Raw genomic sequence first — 18,373 nt, 5'->3', positions numbered from 1 at the left:
CGAGCCGCCTCTCGGCGGCTGGGACGCCTGCGATGCCGTGCCCTCCTCCTCCACTGCTCGACCCTGGCGCCGACCCCCGGGGAGGAGGGGTCGCGTCGGTCCTGCCGCGGATCAGGCGGGGCCCTCCTGGAGCCAGCGGCGGAAGGTCTCGACCGAGTCCTTGTTGGTGGTGGTCGGGACGATGTGGCCGCCCTGGTAGCCGTCGCTGCTGTGGTACGCGATCGTCGCCTCCTTGGCGACGGGCAGCGCCAGGCGGCGGAGACGTCCGCCGTGGAGCTCGGCGGGAGCGAGCTGGTCGGCCGTGCCGGCGCTGACGCGCAGGCGGATGCCCTTCCACGCGTCCTGCGGCAGCCGGGCGGGGTTGGTCGCGCGCATCAGCGCCCGGTCTCCGCCGTACACCGCGAGGACGCGGTTCGGCTGGGTGTCGTCGCGCGCCGCGAGGTCCTCGACGTCGAAGACGCTGCTGGCGTGGTACGCCCCGTAGATGTTCGGCACCATCTTCTTCGCGTAGGCCCAGCACATCATCGCTCCGCCGCCGGAGTTCGAACGGAGGAAGCTCGCGCGGACGTTCCAGAGGCTCTGCACCCAGGCCGTGGCCGCCGTCTGCACGGCGAGCGCGGTGGGGTTGGTGTAGTTGCTCGGGCCGCCGAAGTCGGGGCTGATGCTGACGAAGCCCAGGTCGACGAGCGGATCCGCCGAGTAGCTGTACGCGTTGTCGAGAGCTTTGTAGCTGCTGCCGCTGGCGTGGTAGAACCAGGCGACCGGCACCGAGGAGCCTGAATTCGGCTTCGCCGAGTGCGGGACGAAGAGACGGGTGGAGTCGTTGCCGATCTTGACGTCGATGATCTCGTACGGCTTCCTGCCGTTCCTCGAGATCGCGGTGTCGAGGCGCGAGACCTCGCCCGGGAGCCTCGGGATCACGCTGTAGTTCGGCGCGGCGAGCGCCGGGGTCGCTACGAGAGCGGAGGCGGTCGCGGCGGCTCCGACAGCGGAGGCGGCGAGCAGGAGGCGGCGCGAGAGGCCGCGCGGGGTGTCAGTCATATCGAGAATCCTTCGGAGCTTTCGCCATCAGTGTCGAGTCGGCCGACCATTCCGAATTCGACGCACATGAAGTGACGTCCGGCCCCCCAACCCATTCGAGAGTGTACGGGCCGCGGATGACGCGTGGATGTCGTTCTCATCACGTCTGGTCGCTCGGGCGGGGATCAGCGGGAGGAGGGGAAGAGTCGGCGGGAGAGGCCCCAGGACTTCTCGGCCGTCTCGTGCACCACGAAGGGCACGGCGGAATCGGCGGAGACGACCCGCCTCGCCGCGGCGAGTTCGAGCGTCTCGCGGGAGAGGCCCTCGATGTCGACGGTGACCGCGAGGCCGGAGTCGGCCAGGCGGGTGGCGATCTGCACCTGGTGGTCGTCGACGTGCTCGCCGAACGAGGCGCGGCGCGGGACCAGGATCGGCACCCGGCCCTGCTCGATGGCGCTGAGCGCGGTGCCCACTCCCCCGTGCGCGATGACGACGTCGGCCGCCTTCATCGCGGCGTTGAGCTCGTCGTGCGGCACGGAGTGGCGGCCGTCGATCCCGAGCCCGGAGACGTCGTTCGCTCCGGTCTGCCAGAGCACCTCCACGCCCTCGAGCAGCGGCGCGAGCGCGGCGAAGAAGCGGGGGAACGGGTAGCCGTCCTGCGTGCCGACCGAGACCACGGCGCGGCGGATCGGCTGCGGGACGACGTCCTCGACGCGGTAGGTGTCGAAGATCGAGCCGCCGAAGCTCCAGCGGTCGTCGGCCCAGGAGCGGTACTGGGTGTAGGTCGAGACGGCGGGGACCCGGGCGAGGATCCGACCGGTCATCGACGGGCCGAGCACGCGGGCGGCGCTCTCGATGTAGTGCGCGGGAATGCCGCGCGAGGCCGCGAGCGGCAGGAAGGAGAGGGCGGGGCTGGCGCCGGTGCTGAAGACGGCGTCGAAGGACCCGCGGGCCAGCAGGGAGCGGCCGATCATCGCGTTGCGGAGCACCGGCACCACGGCGCGGGGCGGCGGATCGGCGAGGTGGGTCACGCGCCGGTCGGCGAGGAGGGTGCGGCTGAGGGCGCTGTCGACGGTCGCCCAGTGCTGCTCCTCCGGGTCGACTCCGAGGAGCCCCGAGAGGGCGAACATCTCCTTGAGATGCCCGCCGCCGGAGCAGACGAAGAGATACGAAGCCATACGCGCCTTCACTGGTGATGATCGAGATAACAGGCGTGTGGATGATCGATCGTCCGCCGAGAACGACCCCCCGGTCCCTGGTGCAGAAGTCGCCCGATCATAGCAGGGAGGGTCTCCGAGGGGCACTTCTCTGAGAGAACTGTTCACCTCGCCGGAAAGCGATAGGGGCTCATTCGACAGGCGATATCCGCTCACTTCTCCGGAGGGTGGAAAGCGATATCCGCTCGATTCGGGGATGACCGGGAACGTCGCTCGGCACCCCGATAGCGGACCGGCCGATTCCCGTCGATCACCTGCACCGCACGGGCCGCGCGCGTAGCGTCGGACCACCGGCGCAGAGGCCGGTCGACCCAGGAGGAGCGCCATGAGCGACAACGAGCAGAACAGCCCCGTGATGGACGGAGCCGAGGACGCCAGCAACGACGAGAAGCTCGGCGGCCTGATCGACCAGGTCGAGCACGACCACGGAGCCGAGGGCGCCGGCGCGATGGCCGACGCGCTCCGCGACCGCGCCGACGAGACCGACACCGAGATCACCGAGGAGTCGGACGCGTCCGGCCCGGTCGAGGACAGCGGCACCGCCCAGGTCTGAGCGACGGGGCCCGGAGGACGACTCCGGGCCCCGCTCCCTGATCGCTGGGGAGAGCGGTGGGCCCTCCGGATCGCTCGTCAGAGCGGCCCGGCGAGCGCCGCCCGATGTGCACCGGAGCGGCCCGGTGAGTGCCGCCCCACCCCCAAAGCTCTGTTTGACGGTGCGGGAGCCGCCGGTCACCATGGCCGCATGTCCTCTCTCGACGAGCTGCGCGCCACCGCGCATCCGATCCGCCTCCGCCTGCTGTCCCTGGTGACGGGAGCGGCGATGAGCGCCGCGGAGGCCGCCCGCGAGCTGCAGCTGTCGCAGGCGACGGCGAGCTACCACTTCCGCGTGCTGGAGCGCGCCGGGCTCGTGGCCGTCGTCGAGACCGTGCGCCTGCGGGGCGGCGAGGCGAAGCGGTACCGGCACGAGGCCTCCGGAAGGCCCTTCGACGTGACCGCGTCAGTGGACGCCGGGCCGGAGGAGGAGCGGGACCTGCACCTCGAGGCCCTGATCGAGGAGCTCCGGCGGCGCTCGTCGAGCCGGGCGGACGGTCCTCAGCTCTCGACGGACGCGGAGCTCTGGGTCGACCCCGAGGTCTGGCGGCGGGTGGTGCGGCACGTCGGGGAGGCGTCCGCGCTGCTGCACGCGGCGGCCCGGCCGCCGAGGACGCCCGGGACCGCGCCGGTGTCGATGACGACCGCGATGTTCCCGCTCCGCCGGCCGTGACCCGCGACGGGCGCGGGCCGCTCGCGCACGGTGCTCTCGCGCACGGCCCCTTCCGCTGGCTCCTCGCCGCCCGCACGACCGGCGTCCTCGGCAACGCCGTCGCTCCGATCGCCCTGGCCTTCGCCGTGCTGGACCTGACGGGCTCGCCGACGGACCTCGGACTCGTCGTCGCCGCGCGCTCCCTCGCCAACGTCGCCGTCCTGCTGCTCGGCGGCGTCCTCGCCGACCGGCTCCCCCGCTCCGTGATCCTCGTCGGCACCTCGCTCGCGGCGGCGGCCACTCAGGCCGCGGTCGCCGTGACGGTGATCACGGGGACAGCGACCGTCGCGGCCCTGGTCGTGCTCAGCGTGCTCAACGGCGCCGTCGCGGCGATGAGCCTGCCCGCCGCGGCCGCCCTCGTCCCCGAGACGGTGCCGGTCGGCGAGCTCCGCCCGGCCAACGCCCTGCTCCGCCTGGGCCTGAACGCCGGGAGCATCGTCGGCGCCTCGGCCGGGGCCGCGCTCGTCGCACTGGTGGGTCCCGGGTGGGGGCTGGCGGTCGACGCCGCGGGCTTCGCCCTGGCCGCGGTCCTCTACTCCCGTGTGCGGCTGCCGCGGACGGTCCGCTCGGGCCCGGGCGCCTCCGTCCTCGCCGACCTCCGCGAGGGGTGGCGGGAGTTCACGAGCCGGCGCTGGGTGTGGATCGTCGTGGCGCAGTTCACCGCCGTCAACGCCGCGTTCGTCGGCGCGACCACGGTCCTCGGCCCGGTCGTCGCCGACCGGTCCTTCGGCCGAGCGGCATGGGGACTCGTGATCGCCGCGCAGACCGTCGGCCTGGTGATCGGGGCCGTGATCGCGCTGCGCTGGCGGCCCCGCCGTGCGCTGGGGGCGGGCGTCGCCCTCATGGCGGTGACGGCCGTCCCGGTCGCCGCCCTCGGGATCCTCCCGGCGCTCCCCGCCCTCCTCCTCGCCTTCGCCCTCGGCGGAGTCGCGCTCGAGATCTTCGCCATCGCCTGGGACCAGTCGCTGCAGACCCACGTCCCCCGCGAGGCGCTCGCCCGGGTCTACTCCTACGACATGGTCGGCTCCTTCCTCGCCGTGCCGCTCGGGGAGGCGCTCGTGGGCCCGCTCGCCGACCTCGTCGGGCTCGACCGCACCCTGCTCGGCTGCGCCGCGGTCGTCCTCGTCGCCTCGCTCCTCGCGGCTTCCAGCAGGAGCGTCCGCGGGGTGGGCACGGACCGTCCGCGGCCGCAGACGCTCTAGCGCGTCACGGGAGGCGCGGGTGAGGGGACGACCGGTCGGAGGTGCCGGAGGATCGCGGCCGCGACCGCCCCGGGGGCCTCGCGCTGCACGAAGTGGCCGACGCCGTCGAGCTCGATCAGCTCCCGGCCTGCGGAGAAGTACCGGCCGTTCGCCCGCGCGAGGGCGGGCGTCTCGCAGCCGTCGGCCGTCCCGAGGAGGAAGGTCGTCGGCGCGTCGATGCGCGGCCAGACGTCGAGGGCCTCCTGCGCGGCGCGGTGCACGGCCCGGCCGGGCGCCTCCCCGGCGCCGTGCCGGTAGTAGTCGACGACCGTGTCGGCGAAGCCGCTGGTCGCCGTCGCCGCGAGGACCTCCTCCAGGGCCTCAGGCGGGAGGGAGCCCGGAGGCGACCACTCCCGCCAGGCCCAGCGGACGAGCTGCGCCGGGTCGCCCCGGAACGCCTCCGCTCCCGCGGCCGTGCAGAGCCAGTAGCGGTACCAGGCCGCGGCGGCGTAGTCGAGGACCTCGCCGCCGCTCAGCTCGCTCGACGGTCCGTACGCGGTGACTCCTGCAGCGTCCTCCAGGTCAAGCGGAACGGCTGTCCCTGCTCCATCCGCGCGCGCACCGCGATCCGCACGTGCGCGAGCGTCCGGTCCTCGAATTCGATCCGGCGCCGCCAGGCGCCGAAGATCAGCACTCCCACGGGGCTCTCCTCATCGTGTCGGTCGAGCAGCCCGCAGAACGGCGGGGGCGGCGGGCGCGAGGCTCGCAGGGCCGGACCGCCATCGGACGGTCCGGTCGTGGGGACCGGAGTAGAGGTGGGTCCGAGGCTGGTCCCTTCCCGGAGGTGTGCGGACGGAGTGCGCTCCCGCGTCAGTCGGCGAAGATCGCGCCGACCGGCTCGCGCTTCTCGGCCTGGAAGCGGTCCTCGGCGCGGCCGAGAGCCCAGTAGGCCGAGAGCGAGAGCGCCCGGCGCTCCACGCCCCACTCGTCCTGCAGGAGGGCGCGCAGCTGCTTCATCGCGGTGCGCTCGCCGTGCGCGAAGACCTCGAGCACGCCCTCGGGCCTCGGCTCGGCCCGGACGGCCGCGACCAGCGCCCGGCCGGCCTCGAGACCGCCGCGGTGCAGCCAGCGCACCTCCACTCCGGCCGGGGCGGGAAGATCGAGCTCGTCGGCGGCCGAGTCGACCTCGATCAGGACCAGGCCGCGGGCGTGCGCGGGCATCCCCTCGAGGGCGGAGGCGATCGCCGGCAGAGCGGAGTCGTCGCCGAGCAGCAGGTGCACGGCCTCGGGGTCGGCGCTCGGCGACCAGGCGCCGCCGGGCGCGGAGAGGGCGATCCGGTCGCCGGGAGCCGCGGCGAGCGCCCACGGTCCCGCCACTCCCTCGTCGCCGTGCACGACGAAGTCGACGGCGATCGAGCGCCGCTCGAGGTCGACCGAGCGGACGGTGTAGGTGCGGCGCACGGGCAGCTGCTCGGGGGCGACGCTCGCCCGGAGCGCGTCGAGGTCGAAGGGCGGCTGGAGGTCGGAGCCGCGCGGCGGGAGCAGGAGCTTCACGTAGCGGTCGGTCGCGGCGAGGCGCTCGGGGTCGGACTCGGCGAGGAACGCGTCGAGCCCGTCGCCGCCGAGGTGCACGCGGACGAGGTGGCCGGTGAGGCGCTCGGTCCGCAGCACGGTGAGCACGTGCTGGCTGCGGGCACGGCGCGGGCGGTCGGGGGACGGGGCGGCGTCGGTCATCCGTCCAGCATGCCCGGTCGTGCTCGGTGCGGGCCGAGTGCGGGCCGCTCCCGGGCGGGTGGGCGCCGAGGGGTCACGAACGGCCGCTTCGGGAGGGAGGAAGGGACCTTTCGTGACGCATCGGAGCAGGCCGGAGGCACGGCCGGGACGTCGCGGCGGCGCCGAGCGCGAGGCGGCGGCGCGGGCGCGCGTACGGACGAACGGGCGCCGAGGGGTCACGAACGGCCGCTTCGGGAGGACGGAAGGAGCCGTTCGCGACGCATCGGAGCAGGCCGAGGCGGGACCGGGACGTCGCGGCGGGGATCCGCGCGAGGCGGCGGCACGGGCGGGCGTGCGGACGAGCGGGCACCGAGGGGTCACGAACGGTCGCTTCGGGAGGACGGAAGGAGCCGTTCGTGACGCATCGGAGCAGGCCGGGGCGAGGCCGGGGCGTCGCGGCGGGGATCCGCACGAGGCGGCGGCGCGGGTGGGCGCTGATCCGTCGCTCACGGCCCGCGGAGGAGCGCAGGACGGGCCGTTCGCGACGGATCGGCGCGGGCCGGGCGCGACTGGGCGCCGCATGCGGAGCGAGCGCGGGCCTGCCGGAGGGCGCCGGGCGTCGATCCGTCACGAACGGCCCGTGCGGGAGGACGGAACGGGCCGTCAGCGACGGATCGGAGCGGGCGGCCGGAGGCCGGGCCGACCGAGCGGAGCGGACAGCAGCGCACGTCGGCGGAGCGGGCGGCGCCGCGGCCGGTCAGCGACGGGTGGGAGCGGGCCGCCGGAGGCCCGGACCGACGGAGCGGAGCGGACAGCAGCGCACGTCGGCGGAGCGGGCGGCGCCGCGGCCGCCCGTGGGCGGGGCGGCCGGCGCCGCGGCCGACGGCCCGGCGGGCGGCCGGTGGCGCGAGGTGCGCTCGCGCGGGGCGCGGCGGCGGGGGCGCGCCTACTCTCGCGGGATGACTGCGACCGCTCCGCGACTCCGGCACGACCGACTGGTCGCCCCCGACGTGCTGCGCGGAGTGGCGGTGGCGGCCATGCTCGTCGCGCACGCGATGCCGCTCGTGCCGAGCGCGCGCACGGGGGTCGTCGGGTTCCTGGCGTGGAACGTCAACGATCTCGCGTCGCCGCTGTTCGCGCTGGTGATGGGGATGTCGGCGGCCCTGGTGCTCGCGCGGCCCGGTGCCTCGCCCGGGCGGGTGCTGCTGCGGAACGCGATCCGCGGCGCGGTGCTCGTGGCACTCGGGGTCTGGCTCGAGACCTGGGGCAGCTGGATCGCGATCGTGCTGCAGTACCTCGGCGTCGTGCTCGTGCTCGGCACGCCGCTGCTCCTCCTCCGCTCCCGGACGATCGCCGCGCTGGCCGCCGTGCTCGCGCTCGCCGCCGGGCCCGTGAACGCCGCGGTCGCCGCCACCGCATCCGGCTCTCCGCTCGCCCTCTGGCTCTTCACCGGGCCGAGCTACCGCGCGACCAACCTGCTCCCCTTCTTCCTCCTCGGAGCCCTGCTGCTGCGGCACGGCGCGCAGCGCAACCGACTGCTGCCGGTGCTCGCGGCGGTCGCGGTCGTCGCGTACCCGGTGCGGCCGCTGGTCGCGCTCCTGCTCGGCGTGGAGTCGCCCTCCGGCAGCCTCCCGGACACCCTGCACGACCTCGGGCTCGTGCTCCTGGCCTACGTCGCGGTGGTGCTGCTGACCACGTCGCGCTCCACCGCTGTCCAGCGGCTGCTGGTGCCGCTCCGGGCGATCGGCACGCTCGCGCTCTCGGTCTACGTGCTGCAGGTGGCTCTCGTCGCGGCGCTCGCGCGGGCGGGCCTCGGCTACTCCGCCGACACTCCGCTCGCCGCTCTCGCCCTCGTGCTCGGGCTGTGCGCGGCCGCCGTGCTGTGGTGGCGGTTCCTCGGTGCGGGCCCCGTCGAGCGGCTGACGGCGCGGCTCTCCGGGCTCGTGCCGCGCTGAACCGCCGGCCGCCCGGCTGGGTCCGCGGCGAGGACCTGAGCCCGCTGCGGTCCGCGGCGAGCTCGCCTGAGCTCGCGTCGGCCCGCGGCGAGCTCGCCTGAGCCCGCATCGGGCCGCAGCGACCCCGGCTGATCCCTCGGAGCCCGGCAGCCCGCACACGAGCGCAGGCCGCCGGGCGTCCCCTCCCTCAGTGCGCGAGCGCCGACGCCTCCTTCGCGAGGGCCGGGCCGTGCGCCGCGAGCACCAGGTCCCGAACCGCGGTGGCCGGGAGCGACGCGGCTCCGGCCGGCAGCAGGTCCGCGTCCGAGGCCAGCACGAGCGGGGTGTCGGCCGATGAGGACGGCAGCCTCCCGTGCGTGCCGCGCACGAGCGACGCGTCCAGGGGCACCAGGTTCATCGCGTAGCGCAGCCCCAGTGCCTTCTTGGCCAGGTTGCCCGCCGCCTTCGCCTTCACCAGCGGGTCGGCCGGATCGAAGAAGAGCTCGGCCGGGTCGTAGCCGGGCTTGCGGTGGATGTCGACGCCGCGGGCGAAGTCGGGCGCGCGGTCGTCGTCGAGCCAGTAGTAGTAGGTGAACCACGCCCCCGGCCGGGCGACCACGACGAACTCGCCCGAGCGCTCGTGGTCGAGGCCGTAGCGGGCCTGCGCCTCCCGGTCGAGCACCTCGTCGACGCCGTCGAGCCCCTCGAGGATCGAGCGCACCCGCGGCAGGTCCGCCGCGTCCTGCACGTAGACGTGCGCGACCTGGTGGTCGGCGACGGCGAACGCGCGCGACGTCCACGGGTCCAGCTGCTCGCGGCCGTCCTGCACGTAGACCTCGAGCAGGCCCTCGCGGCGGAGCGCCCGGTTCACGTCGACCGGAGTGTCGGCGTCGGCGATCCCGTACTCGGCGACCACGATCACCGACGCGCCCAGCGCCTCCGCGTCGTCGAGCAGCGGAGCGAGCACCACGTCGAGCTCCGACGCGGCCCGGCGCGCCTCGGGCGAGTCCGGTCCGAAGCGCTGGAGGTCGTAGTCGAGGTGCGGCAGGTACGCCGTGGTCAGCTCGGGCGGTCCGGAGCCGTCGCCCGCCAGCACGTGCCGGGTCGCGTCGACCATCCACTGGGTCGAGCGGAGCGACGCGGTCGGCCCCCAGTACTGGAACAGCGGGAAGGCGCCGAAGCGCGAGACCAGCTCGTCGTGCAGCGCCGGCGGGCGCACGTACGCGTCCGGCGACTTGCGGCCGTCGGCGTGGTAGATCGGGCGCGGAGTGACGGTGACGTCGGTCGACGCCCCCATCGCGTACCACCAGCCGATGTTGGCCGCGCGGTACGGCTCCCCGCTCAGCCGGCGCGCGGTCTCCCAGACCTTCTCCCCCGTGACCAGGCGGTTGTGCTGGCGCCACAGGTGCACCTCGCCGAGGTCGCGGAAGTACCAGCCGTTGCCGACGATCCCGTGCTGCGCGGGCATCGAGCCGGTGAGCATGGTCGACTGCACGCTGCAGGTGACCGCGGGCAGGACCGTGTCCAGCGGCAGGCGCCCGCCCCCGCGGGCCAGCCGCGAGAGGCGGGGCATGTCGGCGAGCGCCGTCGAGGTCAGCCCGACCACGTCGAGCAGCAGCACGGGCCTCACAGCGCCGCCGCCTGCGGGAGGAGGGGCGCCAGCAGCGCCTCTCGGGAGGCGGGCGTGAGCAGGTGAGCGGCCGCCCAGGCGAGCTCGGCGCCGATGCCCGTCGAGAGGTCGCTCGGGGCGTCGGCGAGCACCGACCAGGTGTAGGTCTCGACGTCGAGGTGGATCTCGTCGTACGGCCAGGCGGCGTCGACCGCCGAGACCGCCTCCGCCAGGACCGCCGTGGTGGCCGAGAGCGGCGCCTCCGGCCGGTGGTGCAGCGGCACGTGGAAGTGCACGCGCCAGGGGCCGGTGCCGGGGAGCGTGTCCAGCGCCTCGGGCAGGTCGTCGACGCGGAGCACTCCGTCGATCCCGTTCTCGCGGGTCTGGTGCAGGTAGCGCTTCTCGACGAACGGGGTGAGCGCGGCGCGGCCCGAGGGGTCCTCCAGGTGGAGCGCGGCCGAGGCCTGCACCTTGACCACGCGCAGGCCCGCGTCGCGGATGCGGCGGACGGCCGAGACCGGGTCGGCGAAGGAGACGGCGAGGTGGCAGGTGTCGAGGCACACGCCCACGTACGCCGGGTCGACCACTCCGATCCGCGGGTGCAGCCAGTCGACGACGTCGTCCACGGTGTCGAGGATGCAGCCGGGCTCGGGCTCGATCGCCAGGCGGATCGCGTGGCCGGTGGAGCGGCGCAGGTCGCGCAGCTCCTCGACGAGCCGGGCGAGGTTCCGGCAGGCGGCCTCGTCCTGCTCCCGTCCCCAGCCCTCGCGCCAGCCCAGCGGCAGCGTCGAGATGCTGCCGTCGGCGCCGGCGGGCAGCAGGTCGGCCAGGATCCGCGCGCAGTCGATGGTGTACTGCAGGCGCTCCGGCGTGGTCCAGTCGGGGCGGTAGACGTCGAGCTTCACGACCTCGGCGTGGAACGCGGCGTACGGGAACGCGTTGAGCGTGCGCACCTCCAGGCCGTTGCGCTGCAGGGCCGCGCGGAGGACGGCGCGGTCCTCGGCGCTGGCGACCAGGCGGGCCGCGAGGTCGCGCGGGATCCACAGGCCGACTCCGACCAGGGCGAGCCCGGCGGCCACGCGCGCGGGTCCGGCGTAGACGTCGAGCTGGCGGACGACTCCGGCCAGGTCCTCGGCGGGATGGACGTTGGTGCAGTAGGAGAGGTGCATCACACGACCTCCGCCACGCGCGGCGCGCCCCGGAGCACGGAGTTGCCCTCGAAGGTGCGGCCGGCCGACTCCTGCACGTCGAAGCCCGCGACGGGCGAGAGGTCCAGGCGTCCGCTCTGCCCGTAGAACTCGACCGGGTTCTGCCAGAGCAGCCGGTCCACGTCGCCCGCGCTGAAGCCGGCGACGAGGAGGAGGCGGCCGGTCTTCGCGGTCGTGAGCGGGTCGGAGCGGCCCCAGTCGGCGGCGGAGTTGACCAGCACGCGGTCCAGCCCGATCCGCTCGACCAGCGTCACCAGGCGCGTCTCGTCCATCTTCGTGTCGGGGTAGATGGAGAAGCCCATCCAGCAGCCGGAGTCGCGGACCGCGTCGACGGTGACCTCGTTGAGGTGGTCGACGAGGACCCGCCCGGGCTCGAGCCCCGAGTCGGCGACGACCTCGAGGGTCCGGCGGGTGCCCGACTCCTTGTCGCGGTGCGGAGTGTGCACCATCGCGGGGAGGCCGTGCTCGCCGGCGAGCTCGAGCTGCTGGCGGAAGACCTGGTCCTCCTCGGGGGTGAGCGAGTCGTAGCCGGTCTCGCCGACCGCGACGACGCCGTCCTTGGCGAGGTAGCGGTCGAGCTCGGGCAGGACGGCCCGGCAGCGCGGGTCGTTCGCCTCCTTCGGGTTGAGCCCGATGGTGCAGTGGTGGCGGATGCCGAACTGCGCGGCGCGGAAGCGCTCCCAGCCGATCAGGGCGTCGAAGTAGTCCGTGAACGAGCCGACGTTCGTGCGCGGCTGGCCGAGCCAGAAGGAGGGTTCGACGACCGCGCGGACGCCGGCGTCGAACATCGCCTGGTAGTCGTCGGTGGTGCGGGAGGTCATGTGGATGTGCGGGTCGAAGATGCGCATCGTCGCGCCTTTCTCATCGGTGGTGGTGCCCCGCGGTCGGGGCGGCGTTCGGGGGCGGTCAGCTCGGCAGGAGCACCGCCAGATCGTCCGGGAGCGGGCGCCCGGCCGCGCGGCGCTCGTCGGCGAAGCGGCCGGCCATCGCGCGCAGCTCGGCGTCGCTGCGCTCCTCCAGCCCGGCGACCGCTGCGAGCGGGACGCCGAGGAAGACGAGCTTGAGCACCCCGTGCCGCCAGGCGTGCGCATCGAGGTGGCGGCGGGCGAAGGAGCCCATCGCCGCGGCGACGAGCCGGGTGTCGTTGGCGCGCAGGGCGTCGGCGGTCAGCTCGAGGCCGGCGAGGGTCGTCGCCGGTCCCGGGTCGCCGAGGGCGTTCAGCCCGGCCAGCACTCCGCGGCGCTCGGCGCCGTCCCCGCCCCGGTAGAGGCGGAGGAGGAGAGCGGCCAGGTCGTCGTCGCCGAGCGCCTGCGCGGCGGCCTGCACCAGGGCGGCGCGGGCCGCGTCGTCGTGCGTGCCGTGGACGAGGCCGTGCGGGTCCTCGGCGGGCCGGAGCGGCTCGCGTCCGGCCTCGCGGCCCGCGGCGGGGAAGAAGCGCTCGATCCGCGACGGGCGCTCGAGGACGGCGGAGCGGGCGGCCGCGGTCCACGGGTGCTCGGCGTGCGAGGAGGCGCCGCCGAGCGCCTCCTCCATCGCGGCGAGGCTCGCCACGGCCAGGCGGGGCGCGTCGTGCGAGTGCCGGGGCAGCTCGACGGCGGCGATCCCGCGGTAGCCGATCTCGGCGAGGGTCGCGAAGGCGGCCGCGAGGTCGAGCGACCCGGTGCCGAGCTCGAGGTGCTCGTGCCGCTCCGGGAGCATGTCGTCGACCTGCACGTTCAGGAGCAGGTCCCCGGCGCTGCGGAGGGCTCCGACCACGCCGTCCGGCTCCACCACGACGCAGTGGCCGAGGTCGACCGTCAGCCCGACCGACTCCGGGTCGCCGAGCTCGCGGCGCAGCAGCAGCGCGTCGGCCACCGTCTCCACCAGCATCCCCGGCTCGGGCTCGACGGCCAGCCGCACGCCGTGGCGCTCGGCCGTCGCGACGACGCCGCGCATCCGCTCGACGAGCAGCCGCCAGGCCGCGGCAGCATCGGCGCCCGCCGGCACGACCCCCGACCAGAGGGAGACGGCGTCGGCGCCCAGCAGCGCGGCGATCTCGATCGCGCGCTCGAGGAAGCGGACCCGGGGGCCGGCCTCCTCGTCGACCAGCGTGGGGCGGTGCTTCGCGAACGGGTCGAGCAGGTACCGCGCGCCCGTCTCGACGACCACGCGCAGGCCCAGCTCGTCGAGCCGCGACCGGAGCGCCAGCGTCCGCTCGCGCCAGTCGGCCGCGAAGGGATCGAGGTGCGGGTGCCCGAGGGTGAGCGCGACGGCGCGGTACCCCGCGGCGTGGATCACCGTGAGCGCGTCGTCGAGGGTGTGGTCGGCGAAGCCGTTGGTGCCGTAGCCGAGGACGGGTCCGGTGGCGCTCATGTGATGTCCGCCGTCCGCGGGCGGCGGAGCAGGAGGGAGCCGAGCGCGTCGAGCGCGAGCAGCGCCGCCCCCAGCTCGGGACGCTTCAGACCGGCGAGCGCGGCCTGCAGCGGGATCATCCCGGTGATGCCCGCGCGGGTGGCCGTCCGCGCGGCCGCGGCCGTCGGCGTTTGCACGGCCTGCAGCTGCGCGGTGAGCACGAGCAGGAGCCAGCGCCCGAGGCCCGCGGCGACGACCGCGGCGGGGGCGGCCCGGCGCTCGGCCAGAGCGCCGGCCGCGGTGGACAGCGCGATCGCCGCGGTGCCGGCCGAGACCGCTCCCGCCGCGACCGGAGTGGTGCCGTGCACCTCGCCGCGCGAGAGCACGGTGACGCCGAGCGTGTGCGCGGCCACAGCGGCGGAGGCGGGGGCCGCCGCGCGCACGCCGTCGACGCCCGCGCCGAGCAGCACGTCGAGACCGCGGCAGGCCGCCATCACGACCGGGCCCAGCGGAGTCGGCTTCGCGAGCAGGTCGTACGACCAGATCCCGGCCGCGAGCGGCAGCGAGAGCGCGAGCGAGCGCCGCCCGTCCACGACGGCCGCCACGGCGATCCCCGCCGCGGTCAGCGCGGCCGCCGTGCCCAGCGCCGCCGAGCGCCGGATGCGCCCCGAGGGGATCGGCCGCTCGGGCCGCTCCCGGGCGTCGAGCTCGGCGTCCGCGTAGTCGTTGAGCGCCATGCCCGCCGAGTAGAGCAGCGCCGACGACAGCGGGAGCGCGACCGTGCGCGCTCCCACTCCGCGGCCCGCCCAGGCTCCGCCCGCGACGGTGTCGCCGATCACGGTCAGCGCGGCCTTCGCGCGGACGAGCTCGAGGTAGTCGCGCAGCTCAGCCATCGCTCCGCGTCCCGCTCGTCACCGGGGTGCGGCGCTCGGCGACGAGCGCGCCCGTGCGGGCGGACCAGGCCACCAGCTCCGCCGTCTGCTCGGCGAAGCCGTGCACGTCGCTGCCCCACGGGTCCTTGAAGAAGAAGCCGAGCTCGCCGACGGGGCCCGAGACGCCGGCCTCGTCCGCGAGCGCCAGCAGGCGGGCGAGGTCGAGGATCAGCGGCGCCGCGAGGGCCGAGTCGTACGCCGACCAGATCGTCTGCACCGTGATCCGCGAGCCGAGGAAGCCCTCGGCGTGCACGTGGTCCCAGGCGGTCTTGACGTCGCCGAGGTCCGGGACGTTGTCGATGTGGAGCGGAGTGACGACGTCGTCGCCGAGGAGGCTGCGGAGTCCGCGGTTCTTCGAGACGAGCTTCGAGCGCACCGCCTCCGGGTCGGCGAGGGTCTGCCCGTCGCCGCCGCCGAGGAGGTTCGCGCCCGCCCACGAGAGCACGCGCATCCCGCGCGCCGTGAACATCGGCGCGAGCACGCTGCGGAGCAGGGTCTCCCCCGTCTTGCCGTCCTGGCCGGCGATCGGGATCCCGGCCTCGGCGGCCCACTCCTCCAGGGCCGGCAGAGCCAGCGCGGTCGAGGGAGTGAAGCAGGCGTAGGCCGCGCCCGCGACGACGGCCGAGAGGGCGGCGATCGAGCTCGGCGGCAGGAGGCGCTCGCCCGGACGCGCCAGGGCGGCGCGCAGAGCGGCGAGGTCGTGGAACTCGGGACGGTCGGCCGGCAGCACCTCGGTCGAGGCGACGTCGATCACGACGACGCGGGCGAGGCCGTGGCGCTCGCGGAAGGCGACGATGTCGGCGGCCCGGCGGTCGATCTCCTCCTGCTGCGACGCGGCGTCGGAGGGGGCGAGGCGGATCTCGGCGTCGGTCGCGTCGATCCGGTCGGCCACCTCGGCGACGACCGAGGTCGGGAACATGCCGCCGGCCGCGAGGCCCGTGGCCTTCTCGAGCAGCGGGGTCGGCGAGACGTCGTGGCCGCCGATGACGATGTCGGCGAACCCGGCGAGCGGGACGTCCTCGAAGGCGGGGGTCGCGGTGGCGCACCCCGAGCTGGGCGCGGCTCCGGCGGCGATGGCGTGCAGGCCCACGGCGGCCGTGGTGGCGACGCTGCCCCGGGCCCCGATCAGCCAGAGGCCGATGCGCCCGCTCGATCGGGGGGCGCCTGTGGTGGTGGTGTCGGACGAGGTCATCGTTCTCTCCTGTCTGGAAGGGCTGGCTGAGCGGCGATCGTCGGGGCGCACCCGGGCGATCGGAGTGGGGAGGGGCCGCGGCCGGGCGCGCGTCGCGCCTCCGGCCGGCCGTGTTGCGCAGGACCCGCACGCAGGGCCCGCCGAGATTGCGCGACCGTGCGTCGACTGGTTTCCTCAGGTGTGCTGTCCCCCGAACCCGTCCTCCGGGCCGAGAGAAGGAGCTGAGCGTGGCCGAGCGCGCGGGTACCGCGACCGGCGACATGCTGAGGCTGTTCGCCGACGGTCGGCCGCGCACCCGCGCCGAGCTGGTCGAGGAGACGGGCCTCGCGCGGACCGCGGTGATGACGCGCCTGGAGCAGTTCTTCGAGCTCGGACTGATCGCGCACCTCGACCGCGCTCCATCGACCGGCGGCCGCCCGTCCGCGCGCCTCGTCTTCGACCCGGCCGTCCGCTCGCTCCTGGCCATCGACCTGGGCGCGGCGCACTCGACCATCGCGCTGACCGACTTCGACGGCCGCATCATCGCCGAGCGCCGCGAGGAGCTCGACATCGCGCAGGGCCCCGTGGCGGTGCTCGGGCACGCGCTCGACGTCTGCGACGGGATCCTCGCCGCGGCCGGGGTCGACCGCTCCGCCCTCGCGGGCATCGGGGTCGGCGTGCCCGGCCCGGTGGAGCACGCGAGCGGCCGCCCGGTGCGCCCGCCGATCATGCCCGGCTGGGACGGCTTCGACATCCCCGCCTTCGTGCGTCGGCGCTACGACACCACGGTGCTCGTCGACAACGACGTGAACCTGCTGGCGCTCGGCGAGCGGGCCTCGCGGTTCCCGCACGCCCTCGACCTGATGTTCGTGAAGGTCGGCACCGGCATCGGCGCGGGCATCGTCTCGTCCGGGCTGCTCCAGCGCGGAGCCCTCGGCTCCGCCGGTGATCTCGGCCACGTCCAGGTGCCGCGCACGGCCCCGGCCGCGGCGGGCGGTCAGGAGGGGGACCTCGAGGCGGTCGCGGGCGGCTCCGCTCTGGCCGCCGGGCTCGCCCGGGCGGGCCGCGACGTGCAGTCGGTGCGCGAGCTGATCGACCTGCTGAAGGCGCGCGATCCCGAGGCCGTCGAGGCGGCGCGGATCGCGGGACTCCAGCTCGGCGAGGTGCTGGCCACCTGCGTGAGCCTGCTGAACCCCTCCGTCATCGTGCTGGGCGGCGCGGTCGCCCTCGCCAGCCCGGAGATCCTGACGGCCGTGCGCTCGGTGATCGACGAGCGCTCCCTCCCCCTCGCGACGCAGCGGCTCGACGTGGTGACCGCCGAGCTGGGCGGCAGCGGGGGCGTGCGCGGTGCCGCGCTGATGCTGCGCGGCCACCTGCTCAGCCCCGCCGTGGTGGACGGCTTCCTCGAGCAGCTGCGCGCCGAGGGGCGGGCGGTCCGCTAGAGCGGCGGCCGCGCGCCCGGAGGCGGCGGGCCGCGCCGGCGCGATCCCCCGCGGACCGCGCCGGCCGCACCCGGTCAGGAGCGGACCTCCGCGCGGTCGGCGTCCTCCGGCTGGGCGCCGAGAGCGGCGGCGACGGCGGCGTCGATGCGCGCCTGCTCCCCCGCGGCCCGGCGGCGGCGGCGGACGACGGTCAGCACGATGAGCCCGATGAGCAGGGCGAGGAGGAGCACGGCGCTCCACGGCACGGCCGCGGCCGAGGTCTCGGCGGTGGCGACCGGCACGTCGGGGACGACGACGGCGGAGTCGGCCTGCGCGGCCTGGTCGGCGGTGACGACGGTGCCCGAGAGCGCGGCGCGGGCGGTCGCGACGAAGAGCGGCCAGACTCCGGCGACGGTCACGGTGCGCGAGACGGAGGTTCCGGGGAGGAGCTCGGGCAGCGGCTCCGGGTCGGTCGCGGACACCGGCGCGAGGCCGAAGAGGCCGGCGACGCTGATCTCGGCGCCCGGCGCGATACGGGTGTTGCCCGCGTTGGTCACGGTGTAGTCGACGGTCGCGGAGCCGGGGGCGAAGGGGTTCCAGCCGCCCTGGTACGAGACGGCGAGGCCGTCGATCGACAGGCGCGGGGCGAGCTCGCCGCCGACGCGGAGGTACATGCGCGAGCCCAGGCGCCGGTCGACCGAGACTCCGGTCTCGCCCTGCACCAGGATCGAGGAGACGACGCCCGCGGCGTAGTCGCCCGGGGTCACGTCCTCGGGGACGACGACCTCGAACGGGACCTGCACGCTCTCGCCGGCGGGCACGGTGACCTCGGGCTCGGGGAACGCGATCCAGCTGCCCAGCTGCGTCGAGGGCTCCGCGGCGGGGAGCAGGTCGAGCTGGCCGGCCTCGGTGATGAAGCCGTCGGAGCCGTAGACGCGGAACGTCTGCTCCTCGTCGTCGTAGTTGGAGACGATCAGGGCGTCGCTGAGGCGTCCGCCGGGATCGAGGGCGTACGCGTAGTTCGGCCGCTCGCTGCCCTGCTCGGTGTCGGCGGGGCGCACCCCCCAGGTGACCGGCGTGGAGGCGGGGTCCGCCTCCTGGGCACCCGCCTGAGCCGAGAGGCCGCCGGCTGCGAGGAGCGTCATCAGCAGCAGGGCGGCGGTGGTGCGGGAGGTGCGTGGCATGAGCGACATCGATCAGGCTTCCGTTGCAAGGGGGGATGCCTCCCCGCGGGACGCCGCTCCGGTACACGGCACGCCGAGCGGGGCGTACCGGAGTGGCGTCTCGCAGAGAGACGGGGGGAGGGTGGGGCGGCCCGGAGGCCGCCCCACCG

17 protein-coding genes are annotated in these 18,373 nt (G+C 75.3%); 5 read left to right on the top strand and 12 right to left on the bottom strand.

The genetic code is table 11. The features are described from left to right. Positions 1-111: 111 nt before the first annotated feature. Together C5C39_RS12175 and C5C39_RS12170 are read right to left on the bottom strand one after the other, a co-directional pair. Positions 112-1,041: a S9 family peptidase gene (locus C5C39_RS12175; RefSeq protein WP_104329468.1), complete on the bottom strand. Its 930-nt coding sequence runs from the start codon at positions 1,039-1,041 to the stop codon at positions 112-114. Between the two features lie 164 nt (positions 1,042-1,205). Then, positions 1,206-2,198 carry a glycosyltransferase gene (locus tag C5C39_RS12170; RefSeq protein WP_181136374.1) on the bottom strand — a complete coding sequence of 331 codons (993 nt, stop codon included), beginning with the start codon at positions 2,196-2,198 and terminating at the stop codon, positions 1,206-1,208. A 364-nt stretch (positions 2,199-2,562) separates the two neighbouring features. On the opposite strand from C5C39_RS12170, the gene C5C39_RS12165 reads away from it, so the two are divergent. The 3 genes from C5C39_RS12165 to C5C39_RS12155 all read left to right on the top strand — a co-directional run bounded on the left by C5C39_RS12165 (position 2,563) and on the right by C5C39_RS12155 (position 4,742). Continuing rightward, entirely contained in the window at positions 2,563-2,790 is a 228-nt protein-coding gene (locus tag C5C39_RS12165; protein WP_104222474.1) for a hypothetical protein, read from the top strand. 189 nt (positions 2,791-2,979) lie between these two features. Next, complete coding sequence (locus C5C39_RS12160; protein WP_104222473.1) at positions 2,980-3,501, top strand: helix-turn-helix domain-containing protein; 522 nt, start codon at positions 2,980-2,982, stop codon at positions 3,499-3,501. After that, positions 3,498-4,742 carry an MFS transporter gene (locus tag C5C39_RS12155; RefSeq protein WP_104353477.1) on the top strand — a complete coding sequence of 415 codons (1,245 nt, stop codon included), beginning with the start codon at positions 3,498-3,500 and terminating at the stop codon, positions 4,740-4,742. The genes C5C39_RS12160 and C5C39_RS12155 overlap by 4 nt, the downstream gene beginning before the upstream one ends. On the opposite strand, the gene C5C39_RS12150 is transcribed toward C5C39_RS12155, so the two are convergent. The 3 genes from C5C39_RS12150 to C5C39_RS12145 form a co-directional block, all read right to left on the bottom strand. After that, entirely contained in the window at positions 4,739-5,002 is a 264-nt protein-coding gene (locus C5C39_RS12150; protein ID WP_104353476.1) for an alpha/beta fold hydrolase, read from the bottom strand. The two genes, C5C39_RS12155 and C5C39_RS12150, sit on opposite strands and share 4 nt — an antisense overlap. 251 nt (positions 5,003-5,253) lie before the next feature. After that, on the bottom strand, positions 5,254-5,415 hold the full coding sequence (locus C5C39_RS17525) for a hypothetical protein (protein WP_181136373.1): 162 nt from the start codon (positions 5,413-5,415) through the stop codon (positions 5,254-5,256). A gap of 176 nt (positions 5,416-5,591) precedes the next feature. After that, entirely contained in the window at positions 5,592-6,455 is an 864-nt protein-coding gene (locus C5C39_RS12145) for a siderophore-interacting protein (protein WP_104255864.1), read from the bottom strand. 938 nt (positions 6,456-7,393) lie between these two features. On the opposite strand from C5C39_RS12145, the gene C5C39_RS12140 reads away from it, so the two are divergent. Beyond that, on the top strand, positions 7,394-8,389 hold the full coding sequence (locus tag C5C39_RS12140; protein ID WP_146083928.1) for an acyltransferase family protein: 996 nt from the start codon (positions 7,394-7,396) through the stop codon (positions 8,387-8,389). Between the two features lie 187 nt (positions 8,390-8,576). Here the strand turns inward: C5C39_RS12140 and C5C39_RS12135 are convergent, their stop codons facing one another. The 6 genes from C5C39_RS12135 to C5C39_RS12110 are packed head-to-tail and all read right to left on the bottom strand — an operon-like array spanning position 8,577 to position 15,640. Continuing rightward, on the bottom strand, positions 8,577-9,998 hold the full coding sequence (locus tag C5C39_RS12135; RefSeq protein WP_104353474.1) for an alkaline phosphatase family protein: 1,422 nt from the start codon (positions 9,996-9,998) through the stop codon (positions 8,577-8,579). Further along, positions 9,995-11,146: a metabolite traffic protein EboE gene (gene eboE, locus C5C39_RS12130; RefSeq protein WP_104222467.1), complete on the bottom strand. Its 1,152-nt coding sequence runs from the start codon at positions 11,144-11,146 to the stop codon at positions 9,995-9,997. Before eboE ends, C5C39_RS12135 begins: the two co-directional genes overlap by 4 nt. Continuing rightward, positions 11,146-12,033, bottom strand: coding sequence for a TatD family hydrolase (locus C5C39_RS12125; protein WP_104222466.1), 888 nt, complete (start codon positions 12,031-12,033; stop codon positions 11,146-11,148). Before C5C39_RS12125 ends, eboE begins: the two co-directional genes overlap by 1 nt. Positions 12,034-12,091: 58 nt before the next feature. Beyond that, positions 12,092-13,537 (bottom strand): EboA domain-containing protein, encoded by a 1,446-nt coding sequence (locus C5C39_RS17885; RefSeq protein ID WP_104222465.1) that lies wholly within the window; start codon positions 13,535-13,537, stop codon positions 12,092-12,094. Beyond that, a complete protein-coding gene (locus tag C5C39_RS12115; protein WP_219813336.1) occupies positions 13,534-14,409 on the bottom strand; it encodes an SCO3242 family prenyltransferase in 876 nt (291 codons plus the stop codon). The genes C5C39_RS17885 and C5C39_RS12115 overlap by 4 nt, the downstream gene beginning before the upstream one ends. Then, a complete protein-coding gene (locus C5C39_RS12110; protein WP_104226602.1) occupies positions 14,402-15,640 on the bottom strand; it encodes an inositol-3-phosphate synthase in 1,239 nt (412 codons plus the stop codon). The genes C5C39_RS12115 and C5C39_RS12110 overlap by 8 nt, the downstream gene beginning before the upstream one ends. A gap of 227 nt (positions 15,641-15,867) precedes the next feature. Here C5C39_RS12110 and C5C39_RS12105 point away from each other — a divergent pair, with 227 nt between their 5' ends. Beyond that, positions 15,868-17,061, top strand: a complete 1,194-nt coding sequence (locus C5C39_RS12105) for an ROK family protein (RefSeq protein ID WP_244229502.1) — start codon at positions 15,868-15,870, stop codon at positions 17,059-17,061. 74 nt (positions 17,062-17,135) lie between these two features. Here the strand turns inward: C5C39_RS12105 and C5C39_RS12100 are convergent, their stop codons facing one another. Continuing rightward, complete coding sequence (locus C5C39_RS12100) at positions 17,136-18,224, bottom strand: hypothetical protein (RefSeq protein ID WP_146081490.1); 1,089 nt, start codon at positions 18,222-18,224, stop codon at positions 17,136-17,138. Positions 18,225-18,373 lie beyond the last annotated feature (149 nt).

The organism is Rathayibacter sp. AY1F3, assembly GCF_002931975.1.
Classification (GTDB): domain Bacteria; phylum Actinomycetota; class Actinomycetes; order Actinomycetales; family Microbacteriaceae; genus Rathayibacter.
Note: the sequence above shows the minus strand (reverse complement) of the source record. Positions and strands in the feature narration are given on the sequence as shown.